This window comes from Chlorogloeopsis sp. ULAP02, from assembly GCF_038404745.2.
In the GTDB taxonomy this organism is placed as follows: domain Bacteria; phylum Cyanobacteriota; class Cyanobacteriia; order Cyanobacteriales; family Nostocaceae; genus Chlorogloeopsis.
The window spans coordinates 293,180-317,532 of record NZ_JAYKTT020000088.1 but is presented as its reverse complement, the minus strand read 5'-3'; the positions used below and the strand labels follow the sequence as shown (position 1 = coordinate 317,532).

At 42.3% G+C, this 24,353-nt stretch carries 19 protein-coding genes and 1 pseudogene; 10 read left to right on the top strand and 10 right to left on the bottom strand.

Annotated elements, in window-relative coordinates; translation table 11 throughout:
* Positions 1–57 precede the first annotated feature (57 nt).
* Positions 58–1,647: a glycoside hydrolase family 57 protein gene (locus U2718_RS33355; protein WP_341994152.1), complete on the bottom strand. Its 1,590-nt coding sequence runs from the start codon at positions 1,645–1,647 to the stop codon at positions 58–60.
* Positions 1,648–2,015: 368 nt separating this feature from the next.
* Between U2718_RS33355 and U2718_RS33350 the strand changes: the two genes are divergently transcribed.
* Positions 2,016–2,705, top strand: coding sequence for a hypothetical protein (locus U2718_RS33350; protein ID WP_341994153.1), 690 nt, complete (start codon positions 2,016–2,018; stop codon positions 2,703–2,705).
* 11 nt (positions 2,706–2,716) lie between these two features.
* On the opposite strand, the gene rsgA is transcribed toward U2718_RS33350, so the two are convergent.
* The 5 genes from rsgA to grpE form a co-directional block, all read right to left on the bottom strand.
* Positions 2,717–3,862 (bottom strand): small ribosomal subunit biogenesis GTPase RsgA, encoded by a 1,146-nt coding sequence (gene rsgA / locus U2718_RS33345; protein WP_341994154.1) that lies wholly within the window; start codon positions 3,860–3,862, stop codon positions 2,717–2,719.
* A complete protein-coding gene (locus U2718_RS33340; protein WP_341994155.1) occupies positions 3,862–4,116 on the bottom strand; it encodes a sulfurtransferase TusA family protein in 255 nt (84 codons plus the stop codon). Before U2718_RS33340 ends, rsgA begins: the two co-directional genes overlap by 1 nt.
* On the bottom strand, positions 4,113–5,243 hold the full coding sequence (dnaJ, locus tag U2718_RS33335; RefSeq protein WP_341994589.1) for a molecular chaperone DnaJ: 1,131 nt from the start codon (positions 5,241–5,243) through the stop codon (positions 4,113–4,115). Before dnaJ ends, U2718_RS33340 begins: the two co-directional genes overlap by 4 nt.
* A gap of 523 nt (positions 5,244–5,766) precedes the next feature.
* Positions 5,767–7,719, bottom strand: a complete 1,953-nt coding sequence (gene dnaK, locus U2718_RS33330) for a molecular chaperone DnaK (protein WP_341994156.1) — start codon at positions 7,717–7,719, stop codon at positions 5,767–5,769.
* A gap of 272 nt (positions 7,720–7,991) precedes the next feature.
* A complete protein-coding gene (gene grpE, locus U2718_RS33325) occupies positions 7,992–8,729 on the bottom strand; it encodes a nucleotide exchange factor GrpE (protein WP_341994592.1) in 738 nt (245 codons plus the stop codon).
* Positions 8,730–8,876: 147 nt separating this feature from the next.
* Here grpE and U2718_RS33320 point away from each other — a divergent pair, with 147 nt between their 5' ends.
* The 6 genes and pseudogenes from U2718_RS33320 (at position 8,877) to U2718_RS33295 (ending at position 14,899) form a co-directional block, all read left to right on the top strand.
* Complete coding sequence (locus U2718_RS33320; protein WP_341994157.1) at positions 8,877–9,020, top strand: hypothetical protein; 144 nt, start codon at positions 8,877–8,879, stop codon at positions 9,018–9,020.
* Between the two features lie 331 nt (positions 9,021–9,351).
* On the top strand, positions 9,352–11,364 hold the full coding sequence (locus U2718_RS33315; RefSeq protein ID WP_341994158.1) for a GspE/PulE family protein: 2,013 nt from the start codon (positions 9,352–9,354) through the stop codon (positions 11,362–11,364).
* Positions 11,365–11,409: 45 nt separating this feature from the next.
* Positions 11,410–12,534 carry a type IV pilus twitching motility protein PilT gene (locus tag U2718_RS33310; RefSeq protein ID WP_341994159.1) on the top strand — a complete coding sequence of 375 codons (1,125 nt, stop codon included), beginning with the start codon at positions 11,410–11,412 and terminating at the stop codon, positions 12,532–12,534.
* Positions 12,535–12,657: 123 nt separating this feature from the next.
* Positions 12,658–13,878, top strand: coding sequence for a type II secretion system F family protein (locus tag U2718_RS33305; protein WP_341994160.1), 1,221 nt, complete (start codon positions 12,658–12,660; stop codon positions 13,876–13,878).
* Between the two features lie 68 nt (positions 13,879–13,946).
* On the top strand, positions 13,947–14,504 hold the full coding sequence (locus U2718_RS33300; protein WP_341994161.1) for a hypothetical protein: 558 nt from the start codon (positions 13,947–13,949) through the stop codon (positions 14,502–14,504).
* 29 nt (positions 14,505–14,533) lie between these two features.
* A pseudogene (locus U2718_RS33295) lies at positions 14,534–14,899 on the top strand (four helix bundle protein).
* A gap of 43 nt (positions 14,900–14,942) precedes the next feature.
* Here U2718_RS33295 and bioU read toward each other — a convergent pair.
* Positions 14,943–15,965, bottom strand: a complete 1,023-nt coding sequence (bioU, locus tag U2718_RS33290) for a (S)-8-amino-7-oxononanoate synthase BioU (RefSeq protein WP_341994162.1) — start codon at positions 15,963–15,965, stop codon at positions 14,943–14,945.
* Positions 15,966–16,689: 724 nt separating this feature from the next.
* Between bioU and U2718_RS33285 the strand changes: the two genes are divergently transcribed.
* From U2718_RS33285 to U2718_RS33275, 3 genes are read left to right on the top strand one after another with little or no spacing between them, the layout of a single operon-like run.
* The gene (locus tag U2718_RS33285) at positions 16,690–16,899 is read left to right on the top strand and encodes a DUF2997 domain-containing protein (RefSeq protein WP_341994163.1); all 210 of its coding nucleotides are present in this window, start codon (positions 16,690–16,692) and stop codon (positions 16,897–16,899) included.
* A gap of 40 nt (positions 16,900–16,939) precedes the next feature.
* Positions 16,940–17,326 carry a DUF1257 domain-containing protein gene (locus U2718_RS33280; protein WP_341994164.1) on the top strand — a complete coding sequence of 129 codons (387 nt, stop codon included), beginning with the start codon at positions 16,940–16,942 and terminating at the stop codon, positions 17,324–17,326.
* Complete coding sequence (locus tag U2718_RS33275; RefSeq protein ID WP_341994165.1) at positions 17,326–17,787, top strand: ferredoxin; 462 nt, start codon at positions 17,326–17,328, stop codon at positions 17,785–17,787. The genes U2718_RS33280 and U2718_RS33275 overlap by 1 nt, the downstream gene beginning before the upstream one ends.
* 265 nt (positions 17,788–18,052) lie before the next feature.
* Here U2718_RS33275 and U2718_RS33270 read toward each other — a convergent pair whose 3' ends face one another.
* The 3 genes from U2718_RS33270 to U2718_RS33260 form a co-directional block, all read right to left on the bottom strand.
* Positions 18,053–19,681 (bottom strand): DUF4335 domain-containing protein, encoded by a 1,629-nt coding sequence (locus U2718_RS33270; protein ID WP_341994166.1) that lies wholly within the window; start codon positions 19,679–19,681, stop codon positions 18,053–18,055.
* A 25-nt stretch (positions 19,682–19,706) separates the two neighbouring features.
* Entirely contained in the window at positions 19,707–20,312 is a 606-nt protein-coding gene (locus U2718_RS33265; RefSeq protein WP_016879727.1) for a DUF3038 domain-containing protein, read from the bottom strand.
* Between the two features lie 1,516 nt (positions 20,313–21,828).
* Positions 21,829–24,270 carry an endonuclease MutS2 gene (locus U2718_RS33260; protein ID WP_341994167.1) on the bottom strand — a complete coding sequence of 814 codons (2,442 nt, stop codon included), beginning with the start codon at positions 24,268–24,270 and terminating at the stop codon, positions 21,829–21,831.
* Positions 24,271–24,353 lie beyond the last annotated feature (83 nt).

Genomic DNA, 24,353 nt, shown 5'->3' with positions numbered 1-24,353 from the left:
ATAATATAGGGTGAGCAATGCCCACCCTACCACTCTTTACGCCTTTACGTGCGCTTTCTACAATGGACGGTAAACGCGATAATTGATATTGGGGAAGATATTGTCCATCAACTCAACTTTTTCGAGCCAACCGCTATCGATTTTGCCGATATTAACGTCTTCGTAGAGCTTATTAAACCGCATCAAGTGTGATCGCGTTCTTCTAACTGCATAGGGTACCATCGTCCCCGTTCGCATAATAAAAGCCCAGTCAGAAGATTGTGCTAAAAGTAACTCTCGTGCTGCCTGATTGAGTGCTTTCCACTCTAACTCATCCACAGGTTCTCTTGAAGAGAGTTCAATCATCCGTTCGGCAGCTTTGTGCAAATGTGGGTAAATCCACGCATTTGTATCATTCAACCAATACTCGTGAAATCCCTTATAACCCCAACTCGATTGAGAAGGGCGGCAAACTTGCTGAGTTGGCTGTTCCCGCAAATAATCTCCTAAATGTGTCATTTGGTATGTTTGTTGGTCATACCATGACTTGCGAAATAAGTAATCAATAAACCAGGGGCCTTCATACCACCAATGCCCAAATAATTCCGCATCATAGGGTGACACTACAATCGGCGGACGCTGCATTATGTGGTAGAGATGTTCAACTTGCCGTTCCCGGTTATACATAAAATTAGCAGCGTGTTCAGCGGTCTTTTCTCTTGCCCAGTAGGGATCGTAGAGTGCTTTATCACCAAGACCTAAACCGCGACCAGTAATTTTATGATATTTGATGCCCGTATTCTTACGTTGCCCGTTGGGCATAATGTAGGGCTTAATATACTCATATTCAGCTTCCCAGCCCAAGTCTTTATAAAACTCGCGGTATTCCGCTGCACCAGGATAACCTACTTCAGAAGACCATACCTGCTGAGAGGATTCATGATCGCGTCCAAAAGCAGCCACACCAGTTTCTGTAAAAATCGGAGCATAGCTGCCAAAGCGGGGGCGGGGACGAGCGTAGAGAATACCGTGTCCATCAACCAGGAAGTAACGCAGCCCGACATCTGCCAGCATCCGCTCTAAGCCCTCATAGTAGGCGCATTCGGGCAACCAAATTCCCCTGGGTGGACAGCCAAAAGTTTCCTCATAATGATCGTAGGATACCTTAAGTTGCGCCCACACGGCTTGGGGATACATTTTCATTAATGGTAAATAGCCGTGGGTAGCACCACATGTGATAATTTCGAGGTTATTTGTGTCTTGGAAATTCTTAAAAGCTGTTACCAAGTCACCTTTGTAACGTTCCCAAACTTCTCGCGTGGCGTTGAACTCAGCAGCATAATGTTCGGCTAAATAGCGGATATGACCATTATGGGTATTGTGCTCAACTTCTAGCTCGGCAAGTTCTTCAAGTTTAGCCAAATGGGCATCATAGCGTTCTTGCAGCAGAGGATCGCGTAGCATTGACACTAAAGGCGGTGTCATGCTCATGGTGATCTTAAAGTCGATACCGTCTCGCTTTAACCCTTCAAAAACTCGCAGTAAGGGAATGTAAGTTTCAGTAATAGCTTCATAAAGCCATTCTTCCTCCAGCACATAGTCACTTTCTGGATGACGGACGAAGGGCAGATGTGCATGGAGTACTAGCGCGACGTAGCCGATAGCCATAATGATTCCGGGGTGGTACGTAGATAAATTGTAAAGACGGGAGTTTGGCAGAAGTTAACAATATTTTAAGACCTTCTGGGGATCGTATCAGGCTTTCGCCAACTCTTTACAATGGGTATGACTTCACACCAAAAGTTAAAATTCTTGCATAAGTGATTAGTAAGCTATTGTTATATGGTGTTCCTAAATCATTCGTGAAAAATTTAAGCTCCCCGACTTCTGGCTAGAAGTCGGGGAGCTGTGTCTCTTATATAGGATTGTTATGAGAAAAGGTTAAGCTCTAAAAGTTAAGTTTTCGTCTGTTCTGCAAGAAATTTATTTTTAGCTAATCTTGATCATTGTTTTCCCAATAAAGGAAGTTATCACGAGTGAAAAAGCAAGTTACTTTTCTTTTTTCTATCTGCATGGGCGCTGTTTTTGTTGTAGCTCCAGTAGTTCTGGCAGTTCCCTTTACTGATACGTCCAAAAATCCTGCTTCACCAAATTTAGAAGAAAAAACTACTACTCAAGCTACTGCGCTCACTCTCAAAGATTTGCCAGCTGGTTTTAAGGAATTACCACCGCAACTTAAGACGGCAATAGCCACTCAACTAGAACCTCTTAAGCAGGCGATCGCCAAAGATAATCTGCCACTCGATCACTTTTTTGCTTTTATCGAGCCGGAAAAGATGGAACTCGTAATGGGCTTTACGGGAAATTTAGCAAATCAAGCACAACAAGCTCAATTTGATGCTGCCCTTAAGCAGGTGCAAAAACCAGAGTTTGAGAAAGAAATCAAAAAATTAGAACCGGGGCTGCGATCGCTCCAAGTAGTCAAATTTATGAACTACCAAAAACGCCCTGAATTTAGCAATCTGGCTCATGCATCAACAGGTTTTTCAGTTGGGGCAAAGATAGAAGAACTACCAGTAAATTTTGACGTTATTGGTTTCCGTCGGCAAAGCTTTGGGGCATTTACAGCCGTGATGCATATGACTGGCAAGGAGCCTTCAATTTCTGTCAAGGATGTCGTCATCAAATTAGATGGGCGTGTATCACTGCCTTCTTCTAACTTCTGACTTTTGGTGTATTACTCCTCGCTGTCTTCATACAACTGCTCCAGTTCTTGTAACTGTGTCCTTCGTGAAGCACGGCGATATTTCTTAGTTTCTAGCTTCGGTTCGTACTGAGTTTGACCCTGCTTGGTTGTTTTTGCTTTTACAGTAGACTCAGGATCGGCTTGTTGATTTAATTGAGTTTGACGTGCGATCGCTTCTTCTAAAAATTCTAAATAATGCTGATAACGCTCCCAGTCTCCCTGTACGACACAGCCAGGCTCATTACGATGCAAACAATCACTAAACCGACAGCTAGCAACTGCTAATCTTTCCCTAATCTCCGGGAAATAACTTGCTAATTCTTCAGGAGTACAATCCAAATCTGGCTGATTAAATCCGGGAGTATCAGCTAACAATCCACCTTTTGGCAATTCAAATAATTCGACGTGGCGAGTAGTGTGACGACCGCGAGCTAGTTTACCAGAAATTTCACCCACTCGCAGGTTGACATTAGGAATCAAAGCATTTATTGTACTAGATTTACCAACTCCTGAAGGCCCAGCCAGCACAGTAGTTTGCTGTCTAAGTGACTCAACTAAATTATCAATATTTATACCTTCATAAACGCTAATAAATCTTGGTTGATAACCCCAAGCATGCAAACGCTGATTAATTTCTGCTTGTTGTTCTAGTGTAATTAAATCGCTTTTATTTAAACATAAAACTACGTGTAAACCCGTAGACTCAGCCTTAATGAGAAAGCGACTGAGTTGGTAAGGTTCTAAAGGTGGATCAGCAACTGCAAATACTAAAAGAATTTGATCCACATTGGCGATTGCCGGTCGATCCAATTGATTTTTCCGGGGTAAAACTTCAGCGATCGCACCTCTACCACCAGCCCAATCTGGTTCTTCTACCACTACGCGATCGCCTACCATGACCTGTTGTCCAATTTTTTTGAGGCGAGTGCGGCGAGTGCATAAGAGGAGGGGAGGATGGGGAGATAGGGAAGGTGGAGAAGAATGTACTCCCATAACTTCCTCAGTTCCCTCAACTCCTTTTGTTCTCCTTTCCCATTCTTCTACTCCTAAATCCAGTTGTACTCGATAATAATTAGCCTGCACGGCTAATACCGTACCAAATAGCTGCTGAGTGTTGGCTAATGATTCCGCTGTCATTACTTAGTTACAGGACAGCGTACAAACAAAGAAAAATAGCCCACGCAGTCTTTAATCTGTTCTACCAGATAGCCTGCCATTGTCAAGCTATCGGGAACTTGCTCAATCGGTTCACCAGGATCTAACCAGACTTCTAGTAAACTCCCAGGCTGCATTTGCTGCAAACGCAGCTTTGTGCGCACGAAATTCATCGGACAAGGAGTGCCGCGCAGGTCGAGTTGAGCATCAGGGGATGAAAGGGAAGATACACTCATCGTTGGTGGAACAAATTACCCAAAAAACCTTCTATACCGCCTTTACCAGTGCGATCGCCTCTTATTTTAGCTAGTTTTTCCAGTAATTCTCGTTCCTCAGGTAGTATCTTGGTGGGAATATCAATTAACACTGTAATCATGTGATCACCTCGACTTACAGGATTACCCAAGCGTGGTACACCTCGATTTTCGAGCTTCATAACCGTATTCGGCTGGGTACCGGGTGGAATTAACAATTCCACAGGCCCATCCACTGTATTCACCTCTAAACGGGAACCGAGAATAGCCTGAAGATAGCTAATTTTAATTTCCGAGAGAACATTAATACCATCTCGCTGGAATTCCGAGTCTTCATTAACGAACAAGTAGACGTATAAATCTCCAGCTGGGCCTCCACGTTGCCCAGCGTCTCCTTCTGATGAAATCCGCAAGCGAGTACCGTTGTCTACACCAGCAGGAATGGTAATTTTAAGTTTCTTGGTGACTTGATTTGCTCCTTTACCATCGCAAGCGTCACACTTATCTTCAATTACAGTACCTGTACCATTACAGGTGGGACAGGTAGAGACTTGGGTGAAACTGCCAAAAGGCGTTCTGGTAACACGGCGTACTTGACCAGAACCACCACAAGTAGAGCAAGTGCGGGGTCTTGTTCCTGGTTTTGCACCAGAGCCACTACAAACTTCACAAGTCTCTAAATGGGAAATGCGAATTTCTTTTTCACCACCAAATACTGCTTCCCGAAAATCTAATTTCAGGTCTAAACGCAAATCGTCGCCTCTAACTGGGCCACTGCGCCGTCTTTGCGCTTGAGTACCCATACCACCGGCAAAACCACTAAAGATGCTTTCAAAGATATCGGCAAAACCGCCCATGTCGCCAATATCTTGGAAGCCCACACCGGCACCTGACACACCATCTGGGCCAAAACGATCATAACGAGCGCGGGTTTCTGGTTCTGAGAGTACCTCATAAGCGCGGTTAATTTCCTTAAATCGTTCCTCCGCTCCCGGTTCTTTGTTCACATCTGGGTGATACTTCCGGGCTAAACGGCGATAGGCTTGTTTGATTTCTTCTTTATCGGCGTCACGAGAGACACCCAGAATTTCGTAGTAGTCGCGGGCCATACAGCAAAGGTGAAAGTAAAAAGGTAGAAAGCGGCTATGCAGGGAGAACTCATAAGACGCAACAGCATTTTCACCTGCGGGTGGGACTGCTGTCACCGTTCAGAAAATCGGGAAGGCAGAAGGCAATAGTTAAATTTTCTTAATAATTAATTTTACCTTTTACCTTTTACAAAAATCACCAACAAATTATCAGTAACAGGTTTTTCTGTGAATTAAAAACGACAAGAGCTTTAACCTGAAGCTGTTCCTTTTATAATTGTGCTACCGAATACGGGAAAACTCCCACCTCAGACAGAGAGGCTAGCCGCACTTTTAGGTGTGGAAAACCCTCCATGAGTTTGGAAGTGTATCCTTGTCTTGAACCAATGTAGCTGGATTGTTCAACTCCTGGCAAGAAAAAACAAGGCTAAAGTCTGAAGTTTGAAGGATAAAATTTTTTAATTCCTTCATTGTTTCATGCCTAAGCCTTTATCTTGATCGGCGACAAGCCGCAGTGTGTGTATCTAGCAAGTATCTACATTCTTTAGTCTATCGCTTCATAATCAGCCTGTAGTGTGTTCTCCTGTTCAAAATCAAAATTGAATTGTGGTGTGAGTGTTCCATTAAAAGTTTCGTTTAGTTCTGAATTCAAGGAATGATCCCCTGAGAAATTTTCATCGACTTGACCAACACGATTGTAAACTTCAGCACCAATAGTAAATAAAGTTTGCTGGAAGTCATCCAAGCACTGTTTGAACTCAGTTGTGGAAATACCAGAGTTAGCCATCACTGCTTTCAATCTTGCGAGCTTTTCATCTGCTAAGACCTTCATTTGCTCGGCGATCACATTGCCATTATCTTTTAACGTTGATTCATAACTATGTAACAAATTATCCGCTTGGTTTTTGAGTGCTACCATTTCTATACGTTTTTTGTCTTCTTCGGCATAGATTTCAGCTTCTTGCCGCATTCTTTCCACTTCGTTGCTGCTCAACCCACCTGTATTGGTAATCCGAATGCTCTGCTCTCTACCTGTACCTCTGTCTTGGGCTGAAACCTTAAGAATACCGTTAACATCAATTTCAAAACTGACTTCTATTTGCGGCACGCCACGGGGGGCTGGGGGAATTCCCGCAAGCAGAAATTTACCCAAACTTTTGTTATCCCGTGCCATTGCTCGTTCACCTTGAAGGACATGAATTTCTACTGAGATTTGCCCATCGACGGCTGTGGAAAAAATTTGGGATTTGCTAGTTGGGATTGTGGTATTGCGTTCGATAATTTTAGTAAAAACTTCTCCTAAAGTTTCAATGCCCAATGATAAGGGCGTAACATCTAACAACAGAAGATTATCGACCTCACCACCAAGCACCCCGGCTTGAATTGCTGCCCCCAATGCCACTGCTTCATCGGGATTAATCGAGCGATCAGGAGCTTTACCATTGAAAAATTTGCTTAAGGCGTTTTGAACGGCAGGAATACGAGTAGAACCACCGACTAAAATAATCCGATCAATATCTTGTGGTTTGAGATCTGCGTCTTTGAGCGCCTGAGCCATTGGTTCGATGGTAGCTTCAATTAAATTACCAGAGAGTTCTTCAAATTTGGCGCGGGTAAGTTCTATTTCTAAATGTTTGGGGCCTGTTTCGTTAGCGGTGATAAATGGCAAATTAATGGAAGTACTCAACATAGTAGAGAGTTCAATCTTTGCTTTTTCTGCTGCTTCCCGCAGTCGTTGCAAAGCCATTTTGTCAACAGAAAGGTCGATTTTCTCTTCTTGCAAGAAATTATCTATCATCCAGCGGACGATAGAGTTGTCAAAATCATCTCCTCCTAAGTGATTGTTCCCACTAGTTGCCTTTACTTCAAATACACCATCCCCAAGTTGCAGGATGGACACATCAAAAGTCCCTCCTCCCAAGTCAAATACTAGAATTGTCTGTTCTTGGTCTTGCTTCTCCAAGCCAAAGGCTAAAGCCGCAGAAGTTGGTTCATTAATAATCCGCAGTACTTCTAGTCCGGCAATGGTGCCAGCATCTTTTGTCGCTTGTCTTTGAGCATCCGTAAAATAAGCAGGCACGGTAATCACTGCTTGAGTTACCGATTCTCCGAGAAAGTTTTCTGCATCCTGCTTCAATTTTTGCAGGATCATCGCGGAAATTTCTTGTGGTGTGTAGTTACGTCCACGAATATGGACATCAACAGTGTCATCTCGACCTTTAACACATTGATAAGGCACGTGATCGCGTTCTGCTTGAGTGTCCTCCCAGCGACGACCAATAAATCGCTTGATACTGTAGACTGTATTCTCCGCATTGGTTACGGCTTGGCGCTTTGCCAGTGGCCCGACTAAGCGTTCACCGCCTTTGCCAAAACCTACAATACTAGGAGTAGTTCGTCCGCCTTCTGAATTAGCAATGACGATTGGTTGACCACCTTCTAAAATTGCCACGCAACTGTTGGTAGTGCCTAAGTCGATCCCAATAACTTTTCCCATGTGAATCAGTATTTTTGCTGAGTTTTCACATCTCAAAGTTTTACTAGTTGTACGGAGGACAGTTCCATTCGATGCATTTAGTTGCTGGAACTGTCTTTCCGTTAACCAGTAGCAGACCTCACAAAGAGATCTGCAAAACTTTGGGTGTGCTGTGGTGCGGACTACCTTTTGTCGGTTTTGAGATGCGATGCTCGCCTAGTTAGTCAGTGGTCATTAGTCATTGATTAATAGTTACTATTTGTTACAAATGACAAATGACAAAGGACGACTATTTAACTATTTGCTGGAGGAGACTGATTTTCCTCTGAAGATGGCATATCTTCCTTTGGTGCAGCCACTTTCACCATCGAATGGCGCAGCACGCGATCGCCCAAGTAATATCCGCGTATTAACTCTTCTAACACTGTTCCTTCAGGATGTTCATCCGTAGGTTCCCGCATTACTGCTTCGTGTAGGTTGGGATCGAATGGTTGGCCTTCAGGACGCATCGGTGACACACCTAAGCGTTTCAGGCAATCTACTAGTAGTTTGTAGACACCCTGATAACTTTTATGAATTCCCATCTCGCCATCGTTTTGAGGTTTGATTTGCGATCGCGCCCGTTCAAAATTATCAACTACTGGTAGTAACTCAGTAATTGTGTTCCGTTTCACCTGTGCTTCTAAGTCTTCTTTTTCTTTAACCATGCGTTTGCGGTAATTCTCAAAATCTGCCGCAATTCGCATATATTGGTTGCTACGCTCTTCTAGCTGGGCTTTGAGAGACTCTATTTGTTGGCTCATTTGCGCTAAAGCCGCTGTGTCAACTGTAGTTGCCTCAGTGGCAGTAACCCCATTGTCAGGAGTTGGCATAACTGTATCTTCGGATACGTTAGCTGCTGTCTCTGTTACCTCGTTGCCAGGTTCGTTGACGTTGGATGGAGCTGGGGAGTCACTATTCATTGCTTGCTTAACCTCTGTTGCTTCACCAAATTGCTGGCTCGTATTGTTTAAATATTTATCTTCGTCCATCATTATGTACTCATCCCAGATGCTTGATACAGCAATTTTTACGCTAGATTGTAGCCATTAAATACATGGTGCAGAAAACGGTCAGACTTTCTGCCGCTTGATTCCCTTGCTCAATGGCAACAATTAGCGTCTTTTTGACTGGAAGTGATGTCACCGTCCTCTATTGTGACAAATGGTGAGCGTAAGCGTGCAGGCAGTAAGGAGGAATGGGGACTAGTAACTAGGGATTGGGAGATTGGGGAGCCAGCCGCGCTCTTCAAACTACCTTCCAGTGCGATCGCCAAAATTTAATTTCTAAGATTTCATCAGTTGCTGACTTAAATTGACATTTCGATGCTCAAGAATTCCTCAAAAAAGACTAAAAATCAAAGCTCTTAAACTCCAAAATTTCATCTTCTGCATTATAAGTAATATTTCTGACTATCTGAGTCTGATTAACTCTAAAAATTTAATCTTTCAATTCTAGTAAAAACACGTAAATTATTGTTTTGAAAATCAGCTCTGCAAATAAATACTGTTAGCAAATCAAAAATTTTTGACTCAATTTTATTAAGTACAAATGTAAATTATCGCTCTCAGCTTGGGAATACTCTAATCTAAGGGTTTCCGCAATAGCTAATTTATGACTTACTCGTCACCACAACGGCGCAGTACCGCTCTCACTACCAGAACAGAGTTTTCGCCTTTTGGCAATAAACTTGTTTCATCTGGCTTTGTCAATAACGAGCAGATGAAACAAGCACTGATGGAAAGTCGCAAATCTGGTAGACCTTTGACAGAGATACTGGAATCGATATCAGGGCGACAACTATCACCAGAGTTACTTAGGCAGTACAAAAAGCAGCAATTATTTGAACTGAAAATACTTTATGGCGTTGAATCTCTAGATCCGGAAGTCAGTCCTGTAGGTAACACAACTGTTGCCAGTCTAATTGATGGCTTAATTCCAGTAGATATTTGTCGTCGTCATCGCTTAGTACCACTGGCAAAAAATGAAGACCAAAATCCACCTTCCGTTTTGGTGGCAATGGTCGATCCAGATAACCTAGAGGCATCGGATGATCTCAATCGTATCTTGCGCCCTCAAGGTCTAGTCTTACAGCGGATGGTAATTGCTCAAGAAGATTACCAGCAGCTCATCAACCAATACTTGGATGATTTGGCTGTTCGGCAAAAGCACTTGGAACAAGAAAAATATACAGACATCAATCAGGATTTAGAAAATCTAGAAAATCTAGACATCAATGATGCTCCCGAAGAAGCTGATGCTGATTTGGGAGCGGCAATGAAAGGTGCCGAAGACGCTCCGGTGATCAACTTGGTAAATAGAATCCTGGCAAAAGCACTGCATGAAAAGGTTTCTGATATTCACATCGAACCACAGGAAGAAAATTTACGCATTCGCTTTCGCAAGGATGGAGTGTTGCGCGAGGCATTCGATCCTCTGCCCAAAAAAATCATTCCGGCTGTAACAGCTCGATTTAAGATTATTTCCAACTTGGATATTGCTGAACGACGCCTACCGCAAGATGGACGTATCCGCCGTATGTTTGAAGGACGTAAAGTTGACTTTCGTGTCAATACTTTACCTAGTCGCTACGGCGAAAAAGTTTGTCTACGAATTTTAGATAACTCCGCAACGCAACTTGGTTTAGATAAGTTAATCACCGATCCAGAGACTTTGCAAATTGTCAAGGAAATGGTCAGCCGTCCCTTTGGTCTAATTTTAGTCACAGGGCCGACTGGATCTGGTAAAACAACTTCTTTATATTCAGCACTGGCAGAAAAAAATAGCCCTGGAATTAATATCAGCACCGTTGAAGATCCCATCGAATACAGCTTGCCAGGGATTACTCAAGTGCAGGTAATTCGGGAAAAAGGATTGGATTTTGCCACTGCATTGCGAGCTTTCTTGCGGCAAGATCCAGATGTGCTGCTGGTGGGTGAGACGCGGGATAAAGAAACAGCAAAAACAGCGATTGAGGCAGCATTAACAGGTCACTTAGTATTAACTACCTTACACACCAATGATGCTCCTGGTGCGATCGCCCGTTTGGGAGAAATGGGCATTGAACCTTTCATGGTTTCCAGTTCGCTGATCGGTGTTTTAGCACAACGCTTGATGCGGCGTGTATGTCCTGATTGTCGCATTGCTTATACTCCCACAGTAGAGGAACTGGCTCGCTATGGTTTATCAGCCTCTCAAGAAGTAGGAGTAACTTTCTACAAAGCTAATACCCTAACCGGAGAGCAACTTCAAGAAGCGAAAGCCAAAGGGCATCTTTGCTCTACTTGTAACGGTGTTGGCTACAAAGGACGTAGTGGTGTCTACGAGGTGATGCGAATTACTGAAAACCTGCAAACCCTCATTAATCAAGAAGCACCAACAGAACGCATCAAAGAAGTAGCAGTAGAAGAAGGGATGAAAACCTTACTGGCATACAGTTTAGATTTAGTGCGCCAAGGTACAACCACCTTAGAAGAAGTAGAACGGGTAACTTTCACTGATACAGGTTTGGAAGCTGAATTGAAAGCCAAGCGCAAGACAAGCCTTACCTGTCGGACTTGTAATGCTGGATTGCAGCCAGAATGGATGGATTGTCCTTACTGTATGACACCTCGATTTCAGGATTAACCATTAGCTATTAGCCAAACAACCAATAACATCGGAGCCAAAACTATGGAAATGATGATTGAAGATTTAATGGAGCAGATGATTGAAATGGGAGGTTCGGATATGCATTTATCCGCTGGTTTGCCTCCTTATTTCCGTATTAGTGGCAAACTCACTCCCATTGGGGAAGAACCTTTGTCTGGGGATCAATGCCAAAGGTTGATTTTTAGTATGTTAAATAACTCCCAAAGGAAGACACTAGAGCAGAATTGGGAGTTAGATTGCTCCTATGGTGTTAAGGGATTGGCACGTTTTCGCGTCAATGTTTATAAAGAGCGCGGTACCTATGCAGCTTGCTTGCGGGCATTAAGTTCTAAAATTCCCAACTTTGATAAATTAGGTTTGCCAGATGTAGTGCGGGAAATGGCAGACAAGCCTAGAGGATTAATCTTGGTTACCGGGCCTACAGGTTCTGGAAAGACAACTACCCTAGCAGCAATTATCGATCTGATTAACCGCACACGAGCAGAACATATTTTAACAATAGAAGACCCAATTGAGTTTGTTTACGAACCAATCAAAAGCCTCGTACACCAACGACAGTTGAATGAAGATACTAAAAGTTTTGCTAATGCTTTAAGAGCGGCTTTAAGAGAAGATCCAGATATTATCCTGATTGGGGAAATGCGAGATTTAGAAACTATTTCTCTGGCAATTTCTGCTGCTGAAACTGGACACTTAGTATTTGGAACTTTACATACTAGTTCAGCTGCACAAACAGTTGACAGGATCATTGACGTTTTCCCTGCGGATAGACAAACTCAGATTCGAGTGCAGTTGTCTAATTCACTAGTAGCCGTATTTAGTCAAACTTTAGTCTCTAAGAAAAATCCTAAACCAGGTGAGTTTGGCAGGGTAATGGCACAGGAAATTATGATAGTTACTCCTGCTATTTCAAACTTAATTCGTGAAGGGAAAACAGCCCAAATTTATTCCGCAATCCAAACAGGCGGGAAATTGGGAATGCAAACTTTAGAAAAAGTTCTAGCCGACTTGTACAAACAGGGAACTATCTCATTTGAATCTGCTATGGCTAAAACTTCTAAGCCAGATGAAGTGCAACGCTTAATTGGTTCTGCCCCACCATCTGCTGCTGGAAAAGCTGGTGTTGCTGCTGTCAAAGCACACTAAAGCTAGTGTTACTGGCGACTTGTTGTTTGGTTTTTACTATTAATTTCCAAACAACTAACAATACAAATTTGAGAATAAACAACTAATAATTATAAATTTCATCTCATAGATAGAGTTAAATTCATGCCCACATTTGTTGCTCGTGTTCGGGATTCACAAGGAAAATCAAAAACTGAAACAATTGTTGCAGAAACATTAGCGCAAGCACGTACTAATCTTAGGCAACAGGGTTTTATTATCCAAGATTTGAAAACGTCTAAAGGATTTGGAAGCTTCGATCTGAAAAAAATTCAGATGTCATTAACGAAGGTTTCCGTTAAAGATAAAGCCGTTTTTTCTCGTCAATTTGCAGCTTTGGTAAATGCAGGAGTGGCGATAGTTAGAAGTTTAGGGGTACTGTCTGAACAGTGTAGCAATCCTAAGCTGAAACAAGCCCTTTTGGATATTAGCAGCGAAGTCCAAAATGGGGTAAACCTTTCAGAGGCAATGCGCAAGCATCCTGATTGTTTTGATAATTTGTATGTCAGCATGGTTCAGGCTGGCGAAGTTGGAGGTGTTTTGGATGAAGTTCTAAATCGCTTATCCAAGTTATTAGAGGATATTGCCCGATTACAAAACCAAATTAAATCAGCGCTGGCTTATCCAGTGGTGGTGGGTTTTTTAGCCACAGCTATCTTTATTGGGATGACAGTTTTTTTGATTCCCATATTTGCCAATATTTTCAAAGAGTTAGGTACTGAATTACCAGCCTTAACACAATTCTTGATGACTTGTAGTGAAGTTTTGCGAAGTTGGCGGGTTTTAGTAATCATTGGTATTTTCATCGCAGCAGGAATTGCTTACAAACAGTACTATAAAACTCGCGTAGGTAAGGAAACTATTGACCGTCTTTCCCTGAAAATGCCTTTATTTGGAGATTTAATCCAAAAATCATCGGTTGCTCGCTTTAGCCGCACTTTTGGTGCCTTAACTCGTTCAGGTGTTCCAATTCTCACTTCCTTAGAAATTGTGCGGGATACCTCTGGAAACCAGATGGTTGCTAACGCAATAGAAGCAGCCCGTTCAGATATTCAACAAGGAGGGATGATCAGTTTGGCATTACAAAAAGATAAGGTTTTTCCCCCTATGGCTATTCAGATGATCAGTATTGGGGAAGAAACTGGAGAAATAGATGGGATGTTAATGAAAATTGCCGATTTCTATGAAGATGAAGTAGAACAAGCAGTCAAAGCCTTAACTAGTGTTTTGGAACCACTGATGATTGTGGTTTTGGGAGGGATGGTTGGTACGATTTTGTTGGCAATGTATCTGCCTATGTTTAAAGTCTTCGAGAAACTGGGCTAAGAACAGATGAAGGCTGAAATTTTTCATGTTTCATCCTTCACTCTTTACACTTCATCCTTTTTAAAATAATGCCTGTGCAAAAATGTCATTATGAAGCTTGTTTAGCAGAGTATAGTAATAATCTCAGCGCGATCGCTCTTTTAAAGCTGCACCGCCCATACCTGGAGATGATTCCCAGTCTGCGTCGTCCGGATGAAAGCATTATCACTATTCCACTGCCAATAGTTCGTCTGCGCCAAGACATAAAAAACTCAGCAGAGGCAATTTGCTTACCTTGCGATTTAGCAATTTTGACTTGCGATCCAGAGTGGAAAATCAAAACCGGATCTGAAATTATTATTTTTATTCATCGTCCTCACGAAGATTTTTCTGATTTATTGGCGCGGTGGCGACAAACACAAGTTTGGCTAGATAAAAGTTATGAATGGCTGATGCCCTTCCGCTACAAGCATATTTTGAGTGAGGGAACTAGTACTGTATATCCTTTGTTTGTGGTTTTTCCAGAGACGCCAGAACGCATTCAAAGAGGTTTGGTAGGAGCCGATTTATCATTTGTAATTCAAGTCCCAGAATCGATGTTTGATGAAGAGAGAAGTAAAGAAGAGGGGCTAGGGGCTAGGGACTAGGGGCTAGGAATTGGAAATAAGAGGTTTCAATGAGTATTAAAAGCTATCAAGACTTAAAGGCTTGGCAGTTTAGTATCGATTTAGCTGAACAAATTTATTGTATTACGGAGAGTTTTCCAAAACACGAGTTATACCAACTTTCTAGCCAAATGTAGAGAGCGGCAGTTTTTATACCATCTATCATAGCGAAAGGACACGCAAGGGAATCAAGTAGGGAATTTTTGCATTACTTATCAATTGCATTGGGTTCACTAGCAGAATTGGAAACTCAGCTTGTACTAGCTCAAAGACGAGCATACGTAGAAAAGGAACAATTACATAAAACTTTAGTAAAGACAGATGAGATAGTTACTACGGGGACTGCAAAAGTCTCTGAAAGCAAGAATAGGAACTAAAGAGTAGTTGTATACTAGTCCCTAGTCCCTAGTCTCTAGTCCCTTACTTTACAAACTGAGGCATAATTTCAGCAGCAGTGAATATTCCATGAATGCCGCGCTGATGTAATCCTATACCTGCTTTGAGATAGCCAAAGGCTGGGCCGCACACGTTTGCTGCCATACTAGTTTCATCACCTAGTGTGAAGGTATGAGTGGAAATTTTACCCTCAAAGGTACGACCTGTAATCTTCACGTTAGTACTGAGAGGCTTTTTGGGATTGCGAGTATCGACAACACCGCCAACTGTAACGCGATCGCGCGAACAAATTCCGGCTAATTCCAACATCACATCATCGGCGTGTTCCATATTTTCTAATGTCAACACGCCATTAGTTTGATCCAAAAGTGCCTCTACTTCTGGATCAGTCATTACCCTGGCAGTTTCTGTGCTGTAACCAGGCATGTGGGCAATATCTTCGCGGATGGTGGCGCGGTAAGCCTCCCAGTTAGCAATCCCTACTCCAAAGGTTATTTCCACTTGATGAATTTCGCTGTAGCTTTGCGCTGCCAAGGCTGCTGCTGCTGTTAACAATCCTGGGGTTGCTCCGCAGCCCGTTAGATATGTAATCCCTGCGGCTTGCAGTTCTTCTTTCATTTCTAGTAGCTGTTCTACTGCGCTGGTGCGCTTAATAGCATCAACTAGCACCCCGCGCCAACCGGATTTAATAAACTGTTGAGCAACAGAGGGAATAAAGTCATTCGGTAGGTTTGGTAATGCCAAAAAGTAGCCATCTACAGGATGACCACTTTCAATTAAATCCTGAATACTATAGTTAGTTAAAGTACCAAATACATCTAAGTAGCCGACCGAACCTTGACAATGGTAAGTGGCTATACACTCTTTGGTATTTAATCCCTCTGGAGAGTAAGCATAACCTTTTTGGTCTGCTACTGCGACTAAAATCATTTCTGTTTTAGGATCAAGTACTTTGGCAGCAGCTTGCCCTAACCCGCCAAAGCCTAGTACTCCGATACGCTTCGCTGTTGGAAAATTGGTGAAATCCATTACTTGCTCTGCATTCATGGTCAATTAGCTCAGTTGAATAAAAGCTTAACCTAGCTCTAGAGAAACCCCTGCTTTGTCTACCTCAATTGAGGGAGTATTGTAAACGAAGCCACAATAGTGCCATCTCGCTAAATAATTAATCTTAAAATTTGTGACTTCAGAAAGATACAGAGCAGACTAGCTCAAGCTAAGTCTTACCTTGACAAGATTCTATTATCCTGGGTTATTTCCTTTCCAGATATGTTTTTGCATTTTGCACTGTACTACCTTCTCAACCTGAGTTCTCTTTGACTGATCTGTTCCTCTATGGGAGCTTAGATTCTGGTAAGTTCGGTGATGTTGTTGAAAATTTCTGATCTAGTTCAGACTTGTGGCTAATTTTATTGGATTAATCGAATAGTAATGATAAATATTTTCAATAAAATTTTTAATTTCTCATTCTAGCTAATTCTTTTAGTACCGTAGCTGCTTGTTTCGCAGTCTTTTGTCATTGAGGATTTTGTTAAATTTTGAGCTTGACTTCTAGATTAGGTTAAGAGAAACTTACATATAACAAATGTATTGACTAATTAAATCAATAAGTTTTGTAAATTTTTTGAGATATATATTTTGAGAGATGGAACATTAGTTAACAAATGGCAAATTTGTAGCTAAGGGAAAACGCTGTTCCTGTTGGCTATGATTTGTAGCTTTTTGCTAGAGCAGTACCGTCCAAGCATACTATTTGTGGTTGGCCAAGAGCATGGAGACATTAGAATTTATTATTTATCCAGATGGTAGGGTACAAGAAAAAGTCACTGGCATTGTGGGTGCTTCCTGTGCAGAAGTTACTGCGGCAATAGAGGCACAGCTAGGGCAAGTGCTCAGTCAACAGTCAACCTCAGAATTTTTCGCCACAAAGGTACAACAATCTGGAGTGGTGAATACACAAAACGCTTTCAGCGATTGGTAAGTTTACAAACATAGTTTAGTTTCATTAATTCACAACCACCATGTCACACTTTAGCCAAATTAAAACCCAAATTCGTAACCTTGAATCTTTGCAAGATGCTCTCACAGACTTGGGCATAGACTGGAAGCAAGGGCCGCGCGAAGTACGTGGTTATCGCGGTCAAACCCATGCTGCCGAGATTACTATTGAGCAAGATAATGGTTATGACGTAGGCTTTAGATGGAATGGCAAAGAATACGAATTGGTAGCTGACTTGCAATATTGGCAACAAGATTTGTCAGTGGAAGGATTTTTGCGTCAGGTAACGCAGCGATATGCTTACAATACAGTAGTAAAAGAATCTACTCGTGCTGGCTTTCAAGTTGCTGAACAACAGCAAAATCAAGATGGTTCAATTCGCTTAGTAGTGCAGCGCTGGAGTGCGTAATGTCTGATTTTTCGCCGTCGCTGGAAGAACAAGAAGACAATAGATCCGGTTTGGAGCCAGAATTAGGCGGTTTTTTGCGAGATGCTCCTGAACGCTCTGGTTTAGAGCCAGAACTAGGGGGTATGTTGCGCCAGAAAGGTGTGTATGTTGATGAAATCACCTGTATTGGTTGCAAACACTGCGCTTTTGTTGCCCGTAATACTTTTTACATTGAGCCGGATTACGGGCGATCGCGTGTGATGCGCCAAGATGCTGATCCAGAGGAGCTAGTTCAAGAAGCAATTGATACTTGTCCAGTTGATTGCATCCACTGGGTTGACTACACCGAACTCAAAAAGTTAGAAGAAGAACGTAGATATCAGGTAATTCCAGTTGTTGGGTATCCGGTAGAAGGTGCAGTTGCAGCTGCACAGCGACGGCGTAAAAAACTCAAATTAAAACAAAAAAAATCTCGTTATTAAATTATAATTTTCAAGATCATTTGAAAATTCAGGGCTGGTGTAACCAGTCCTTTTGTTTTTTGAAATCAGACAATTTTAGGACTTGTACACGAGTTATAGAGTAATTAACCGCAGAGAACGCGGAGAACACGGAGTCAAGAGGATTTTAGAGAGATTTTGCGTAAGTCCTAAATTCAGAGCAATCGACTACAGATGGACACAGATTTTATCGGTATCCATCTGCGGTTGTAATTAAGCTAGATCCTAATTGTCGCAAGAAGTCTAATTACTCAGTCTCCGGGAAAGTCTGCACTTTACCATCAGGATTGAGCACAGCCCGAATTCTCATCGCTTGTCCACTTCTACTTGGAGAAACAAAGGGTTCACCAATTAAAGGCATACCCGTGCGATCAACATATTCTCTGGCAGCTTTTCCGATCGGAAATATACGTTCAATAGTGCCGTCAACACCAACAATTAAACTGTACTCTAGTGCCTGCTTTAACGAGCCAGGTGGTTGCCAACGTTTTCTGAGATATTCTCTCGCTTCTGCCACCTGCGCTGTATCAAATAACGTACCAGTGGCAACGGTTGTGCTGGAGTTACGATTTGCTCTTAATCTCTCAACTAATTTGGAACTACCATTAGCTGAAACTGAAGAGTTGGTTGGTGAACTCGCTTGGGTATTAGCACTGCCTGTAGGAATATTAGGCATAGAGGCAACATTTGGGGATGGGGGAACTTGAATACCCCCAGAGGGTAAGTTGCTTGTAGTGGCAGGTAAAGTTGAAGGCAATCTTTGACCTGTGGAAGTAGACACAGTACCCTGCTGAGTTTTCAGGGAATTGGGGGGTTGAATGGCTGCTTCCGGCTTTGTCAGTGTTTGTGGTGTATTCTTTGCCTGAGAGTTAGGAAGATTTTGTGCCGTTGTTTGCGGAATGTTAAAAACACTACCTGAGGGTGATTTGGAGGCTGATGGGAAAGTGTTTTGAGTAGGTGATGAAGTTGAAGGAAGGGTAGAAGATATGGGCGGTACAGCAGACTGGTTTGGTGGAAGCGCTTGAGGATTTTGGGGTAAAGTAGAACTAGGAATCGGCAGCCCAGAGCCAAAGGCTAGCGGCGGTAATTGATCTGCTGGAGTCAGCGCAGGTGTGGGATTGGGCAGATTTAATAAAGGCGAAGGTTCTAAGGCAATATTCTCTTCTGTTGCTGAAGGTTGCTTGGCTGTTTGCGGTTCTTTCCTGTTGCTAGTGTATTGTAAAGCTAAGGGCAACAAACCCACACCCAATACCAACACTGCTGCTACAGATGCCCAAGCAGGAATTGGAAAAGATGATTTTCTTTGATAGAGAGTCGGTAGTGCCAAGACATCAGCCGAGTATTCATCTAAGGCAGTTGCTAAATCAAATAGTTGCAGTAGGCTGAGTTTAATGACAGGAGTCGATACCTGGTAACCTAAAGAACCAAGAAACAAATTATGAGTTAAATGGTTACTGGGTTTTATATATATTTCTGTTCCTGGTATTTGTGTACCCGGTATTTGAGTATTAAAAGTGTTTAAAGTTTGAATTGCTTGAGAAGATTGAAATTGTTCTTGTAATTCTGGACTGTCAGAGATTTTGCTTGAATCATCGAAGCCTGAGAAAGTTGCCCAAAACTTCTCAGGAGGCATTTGAAGGAATTCCTGCACGTAGTTTGTTACCGCTGCACACAAAGCTTCCAGTTGATCGCGATCGCCCCGAATTACAACCCTCTGTTCTTCTGGCAATTGTGGATCGTCAAAGCGTAGCTCAAAACGCAGCTGCTTTAGGACTGACTTTCCTACCCAACGGGATAAAGGTGAGCTTTGCGCCAATACTTCTAGCGTGCAAGTAGGTGGTGTGTACCGACGGATGACAGAATTTGTTAGAGGCATGGCAGGAAATACAAGCAGGACATTTTCAAAATTTAGTTGAACGGTCTATAAGTGCTAGCCAGAGGCGACGGTGTCCACCAGAACCACTGTAAAAAAGTAAATCTATCAGCAGTTTTAAAGCTAGGTGGGTTAGTTCATCTGTAGAGATTGTCGATTCCTCCTCCATCCGCTCTTGGTAGGTGTTGCAGAAAGCATCGATATAATCTCCAAGTAAAGCAGCCTGATGAGGTTCCCGGTTATTTTCCGCCATCTGTTCTAACAAACCAACAGCACGACGAATCAACTCTTGGTGCTGTTGGGCAAGGTAGCAAGTAATGAGAACAAGCGCCCGCGCTTCTTCTACATCGAGCTTTTTTCGCCCTCCTTGACCTTTGCGTAGCGGATTTGATTGGCGCAGTCGCCATAGCGCTACACGATCTGGCACTCTTGACTCTAAATTCAGATCAATTGCCGCTGAAAGCATTGCCTCGGAGCCAATGCCAGTCAAAGTTTCTAGCGCCAACAGCACCAAATCTAATTGGGTTTTGATGTTATCCCACTGAACTGAATTTGGGGCTGGGAGTTTAATTAAGTCCTCCCACTGGGGAGTTGGAGTGGGTGAGTTAGCGGCAGAGTGCATAACTTTTAGCATAGGTGATCGGGCTAGTAGGGGCTGTTGCTGTTACCCATTTTGAAACCAGACTTTCACAAATGAAGATTGGTTTCCTAAAGCTATTACGTAGAAATGTAGTCTACATCAAGCTGCTTGGCGGCTTACATAGCTTTGATGTTTGGTAAACAGCAGCGGTCTTTGTCTTAACTCTATGACGAAAAACGATTTTGGAAAAACTAAAGGCGTTATTTATTACTTTGTATTCTCCTGACTGCACCAATCAGTATTTCGTGTATTTTCTACTAAAACAAGAACTTTTTGATATTAAACAAATCTGCCTTTAGACAGATATTTGCTCATGATTAGTTACTAATTGTAATTTTATACCCCAAAGAATACCTAATGAAGTCTTTTTCAACAACCAGGTAAGGAAAGTAAGTATTTTTGCAGCAACAACGAATCAATGGTAAATTATTTAGTGCTAATAACTACAATCAAAAATTAGGTAGCTGTATGTGTGATGGCTAAATAAAGATTGTTTTTCAAACATCACATATTCTTTTTTGAATCAAATACGGGTTTTTGGGATGTGTAGCCGGAGTAAGTTCTAGTAGCAAAGGCGACTATTTTTAAGTATAAATATAATTTTAAAAGTATAAATTATATTTTAAGATTACTATCATAAACTTTTTCTTACTACTTTATTAGGTTGTCCGGAAAAATGGGGGTAGTACTCAAATTTTTGTGGTGCGTGCTTGTCAATGATTAAATAACTTGTTCTGAAACAGTTTATAGCTGAAAATCTTCTACAAGTTTTTATATATTTTTATCAATACGCTATTAACTCATCCTACATATTTTCTCAAGGTAGTTTTAATTGTAATAATTTCAGTTACTTTGCATGAACTTTCTTATGGCTTCACTGCTGGCTTCACTGCTGTGACTCAGGGAGATGATACACCGCAAAAAACTGGTCATCTTACCCTTAATACTATAGTTCATACGGGTTGGGAATCAATAATTTATATTGTGTCTTGAATTAGTATTGGGGAAATTGGTAATCGGAAACAAGAAGATTAGTGAATGTGGAGGTAGCGATCGCTCAATATTTACAGACTTAATAAATTTGTTTGCTAGGTTGCTAATTATTGGTAGTGTTGGTTGACTAGGAGTTGGTGGTTATTCATCATTTATTGAACGCCATCTTCAAATCGTACGTAAAGATTTTGTCTTTTTCTTGAGTGTTTGTTTATTGCTAATATTTTTGGCGATCGGCAGTATTATATTCGCTATGTTTACGTCTGCCTATTCATTTCCATCTTTGCTTAATTCTAGTAATAGCTGTTTTTAACTAATATTCCAATACCATAGAAGGGTGTGGCTATACGTAGACGCCAGGGTACAAAGTCTGCCTCCGCAGGCTAGTTAATCTCACCTTCATAATTAACTAGTTCCCAGCCTAGAGGCTGGGAAAACATCCTGGGAGGCTCCGCCGAGAAGACGTCATAACTCAGATTTCTACAGAGGATATTTCCACAGTCAACTAGGGCTAATTTCAGTCTACATAAGCAACAGTCACGCCAGTGCCGCCATCGGACTGTTCAGCCGCTTCATAACGATTAACTCTAGGATGTTGCTTTAAAAATGCGTGAACACCTTGTCGTAGTTTACCAGTGCCGTGTCCATGAATAATCCATATTGGGCCTGTTGCTTCTGAAATTGCTTTGTCTAGAATCATTTCTGCATCTGGTACCCTACGTCCGCGCAAGTCCACTGTATTTTGGGATGTGCGAATTGCTGGAGCAGTTGCTGGTGGTGGAGTTTCAACAGTTCTGGATTCACCTTTGCTCTTCTGCTCCTTAATCACTGGTTCAGCTTTTTTACCATCCAGAGATTCCACATCTTCCAACTTAACTGTCATCTTCATAATTCCAAAGCGGACAGTTAATTCACCATCTTCATCAGGTGCAGTTAAGACTTCTGCTGTTTGCCCTAATTTAGGAATGCGAATGCGATCGCCCATTTTCGGGACATAACCTTGTTTGGGTTTTGGTGGAGGCTGAGGTATAAATTTTTCAGTTATTTGATTCAAAGCATTTGTTGCTTGCTGGGCATCTTGAGCCGTTGGCGTACCTTGCTGCAAACGACGAATTACTTTGGCGATTTCATTTTTAGCTTGAGCGATCGCTTGCTGTACTGCAATTTCTTGAGAAGCACGCAAATCACGTTCTCTTTCTTGTAATGCTGTGGCTTTATCAGTTACTTCTTTGTATAAACGTTCAGCTTGCTGCAACAAATCTTGTGCTTGCGCTGCTTTAGTTTCCTGGTGACGGCGTTGTGCTTCCAACCCAGCAATTACCTGGTTGACTTCGTCTGTAGATCCTCCCAAGTTGCTTTTTGCTGCTTCTACAACTTCTGGTTTTAAACCCAAGCGACGAGCAATTGCTAGGGCGTTAGAACGTCCGGGAATTCCCCACAGTAAACGATAAGTAGGCGAAAGAGTGGCTTCATCAAATTCGACAGAAGCATTTTCAAACCGCTCATCTTGGTATTTCAGTGCTTTTAATTCACCAAAGTGAGTAGTTGCCATTGTCAATTGGGCGTGTTCTGATAAATAGCGCAGCAGGGCGATCGCTAAAGCACTACCTTCGGCAGGATCTGTGCCAGCGCCTACTTCATCAAAGAGCACTAAAGAGGAGGGGGGGAGGGGGGGAGGGGAAGAGGGGGAGATATTTTCTTCACTCTCCGTGTCTCCTGTCCCTAATGCATCCAAAATGCGGCTAATACGGCGAATATGCCCAGAAAAAGTGGACAAATTTTGCTGTAATGATTGTTCGTCGCCAATATCTGCTAATATCTGGTCAAACCAAGGTAATTCTACAGGTTCACGAGCAGGAACAAATAAACCCACCTTTGCCATTAATGCTGCCAAACCCAAAGTTTTGAGAGTTACTGTTTTACCACCTGTATTTGGCCCAGTAATTGTTACTACCCGAATTTGTGGCTGAATTAGTAAATCTACGGGAATAACTGCTTGTCCTTGTTCGTGCTGCTGTTGCCACACTAACAGCGGATGGCGCAATTGTCTTAAAGTGATACTTTCATTCGCTTCTCGGTTAATAAAGTGAGGAGGGTTGGCTTGTAACCACAAACTGTAACGCGCCTTAGCCGTTGCCAAATCTAAACTGGTAACAATGGCTAACAATCTTTCCAAATCGGGCTTTACCGCTGCTACTTGCTCAGTTAAGGTACGACGAATCGCTTCTTCTTCTGCTTGTTCTCTTCTTACCAACTGTCGCAGCTGGTTACCAAGTGGCACGATGGAATTCGGTTCTACATATAATGTTGCGCCACTAGTGGAGGTATCGTGGACTATACCGGGAATTGCGTCTTTTTGGGGCGCTTTGACAGGAATCACATAGCGATCGCCCCTTTGAGTAATAATCTGTTCTTGAACAGCTCCAGCTTTTGCCTGTAATATATTCTGTAATTTTTGTGTAATTTGATTGCGGATTTTACGTAATTCTGTGCGAACGTCAGCCAGTTTTTGGCTAGCGCGATCAGTTACTTGCCCGCGCTCATCTATACAACGGTGAATTTCTTGCTCTAGTTCTGGATAAGTTCGTAAATCAGCTATTAGCTCCGACAGAATTGGTACATCTGGCTGATTATCGATAATGCGGCGTAAGTTTCTTGCTCCAGCCAGGGTAGTAGCGATCGCAAGCAGTTCATCACCTGCTAAAACTCCTTGCAGTTCTGCTCTTTCTAAAAAATCACCAATATCTTGAATTCCCTCAAATGTTAAACCGGTCGTGAGACGACTTTCTAATTCGTAAACTTCTTTTGTTTGCACTAGTAAGTATTCACTCTCAGCCTGAGAATCGGGAATTCTCAAATCGCGTGCGACGACTGCTCCCAGTTTCGTGGCTGCAAACGTAGATAGGTGCTGGCACAGACGATGCCATTCAAGTAGTTCTAAAGTTTCAGCTTGAATCAAGGTTTTAGTATTAGTGCTTTAATATTTAAATCTAAATGGTCTGAAATTATGGTAACAATACAAATCCCTGCATGGTTGACTCT

Bases quoted from the DNA above. Each gene is read 5' to 3' on its own strand.
- dnaJ (WP_341994589.1), bottom strand. From the start codon at position 5,243: ATGGCCCGCGACTACTACGAAATTCTGGGTGTCTCTCGTGACGCCGAT.
- U2718_RS33310 (WP_341994159.1), top strand. From the start codon at position 11,410: ATGGAAATGATGATTGAAGATTTAATGGAGCAGATGATTGAAATGGGA.
- U2718_RS33300 (WP_341994161.1), top strand. From the start codon at position 13,947: ATGCCTGTGCAAAAATGTCATTATGAAGCTTGTTTAGCAGAGTATAGT.
- rsgA (WP_341994154.1), bottom strand. From the start codon at position 3,862: ATGACAGCGGAATCATTAGCCAACACTCAGCAGCTATTTGGTACGGTA.
- U2718_RS33270 (WP_341994166.1), bottom strand. From the start codon at position 19,681: ATGCCTCTAACAAATTCTGTCATCCGTCGGTACACACCACCTACTTGC.
- U2718_RS33340 (WP_341994155.1), bottom strand. From the start codon at position 4,116: ATGAGTGTATCTTCCCTTTCATCCCCTGATGCTCAACTCGACCTGCGC.
- U2718_RS33265 (WP_016879727.1), bottom strand. From the start codon at position 20,312: ATGCTAAAAGTTATGCACTCTGCCGCTAACTCACCCACTCCAACTCCC.
- U2718_RS33305 (WP_341994160.1), top strand. From the start codon at position 12,658: ATGCCCACATTTGTTGCTCGTGTTCGGGATTCACAAGGAAAATCAAAA.
- U2718_RS33355 (WP_341994152.1), bottom strand. From the start codon at position 1,647: ATGGCTATCGGCTACGTCGCGCTAGTACTCCATGCACATCTGCCCTTC.
- U2718_RS33315 (WP_341994158.1), top strand. From the start codon at position 9,352: ATGACTTACTCGTCACCACAACGGCGCAGTACCGCTCTCACTACCAGA.
- grpE (WP_341994592.1), bottom strand. From the start codon at position 8,729: ATGGACGAAGATAAATATTTAAACAATACGAGCCAGCAATTTGGTGAA.
- U2718_RS33275 (WP_341994165.1), top strand. From the start codon at position 17,326: ATGTCTGATTTTTCGCCGTCGCTGGAAGAACAAGAAGACAATAGATCC.
- U2718_RS33285 (WP_341994163.1), top strand. From the start codon at position 16,690: ATGGAGACATTAGAATTTATTATTTATCCAGATGGTAGGGTACAAGAA.
- bioU (WP_341994162.1), bottom strand. From the start codon at position 15,965: ATGAATGCAGAGCAAGTAATGGATTTCACCAATTTTCCAACAGCGAAG.
- U2718_RS33320 (WP_341994157.1), top strand. From the start codon at position 8,877: ATGTCACCGTCCTCTATTGTGACAAATGGTGAGCGTAAGCGTGCAGGC.
- dnaK (WP_341994156.1), bottom strand. From the start codon at position 7,719: ATGGGAAAAGTTATTGGGATCGACTTAGGCACTACCAACAGTTGCGTG.
- U2718_RS33280 (WP_341994164.1), top strand. From the start codon at position 16,940: ATGTCACACTTTAGCCAAATTAAAACCCAAATTCGTAACCTTGAATCT.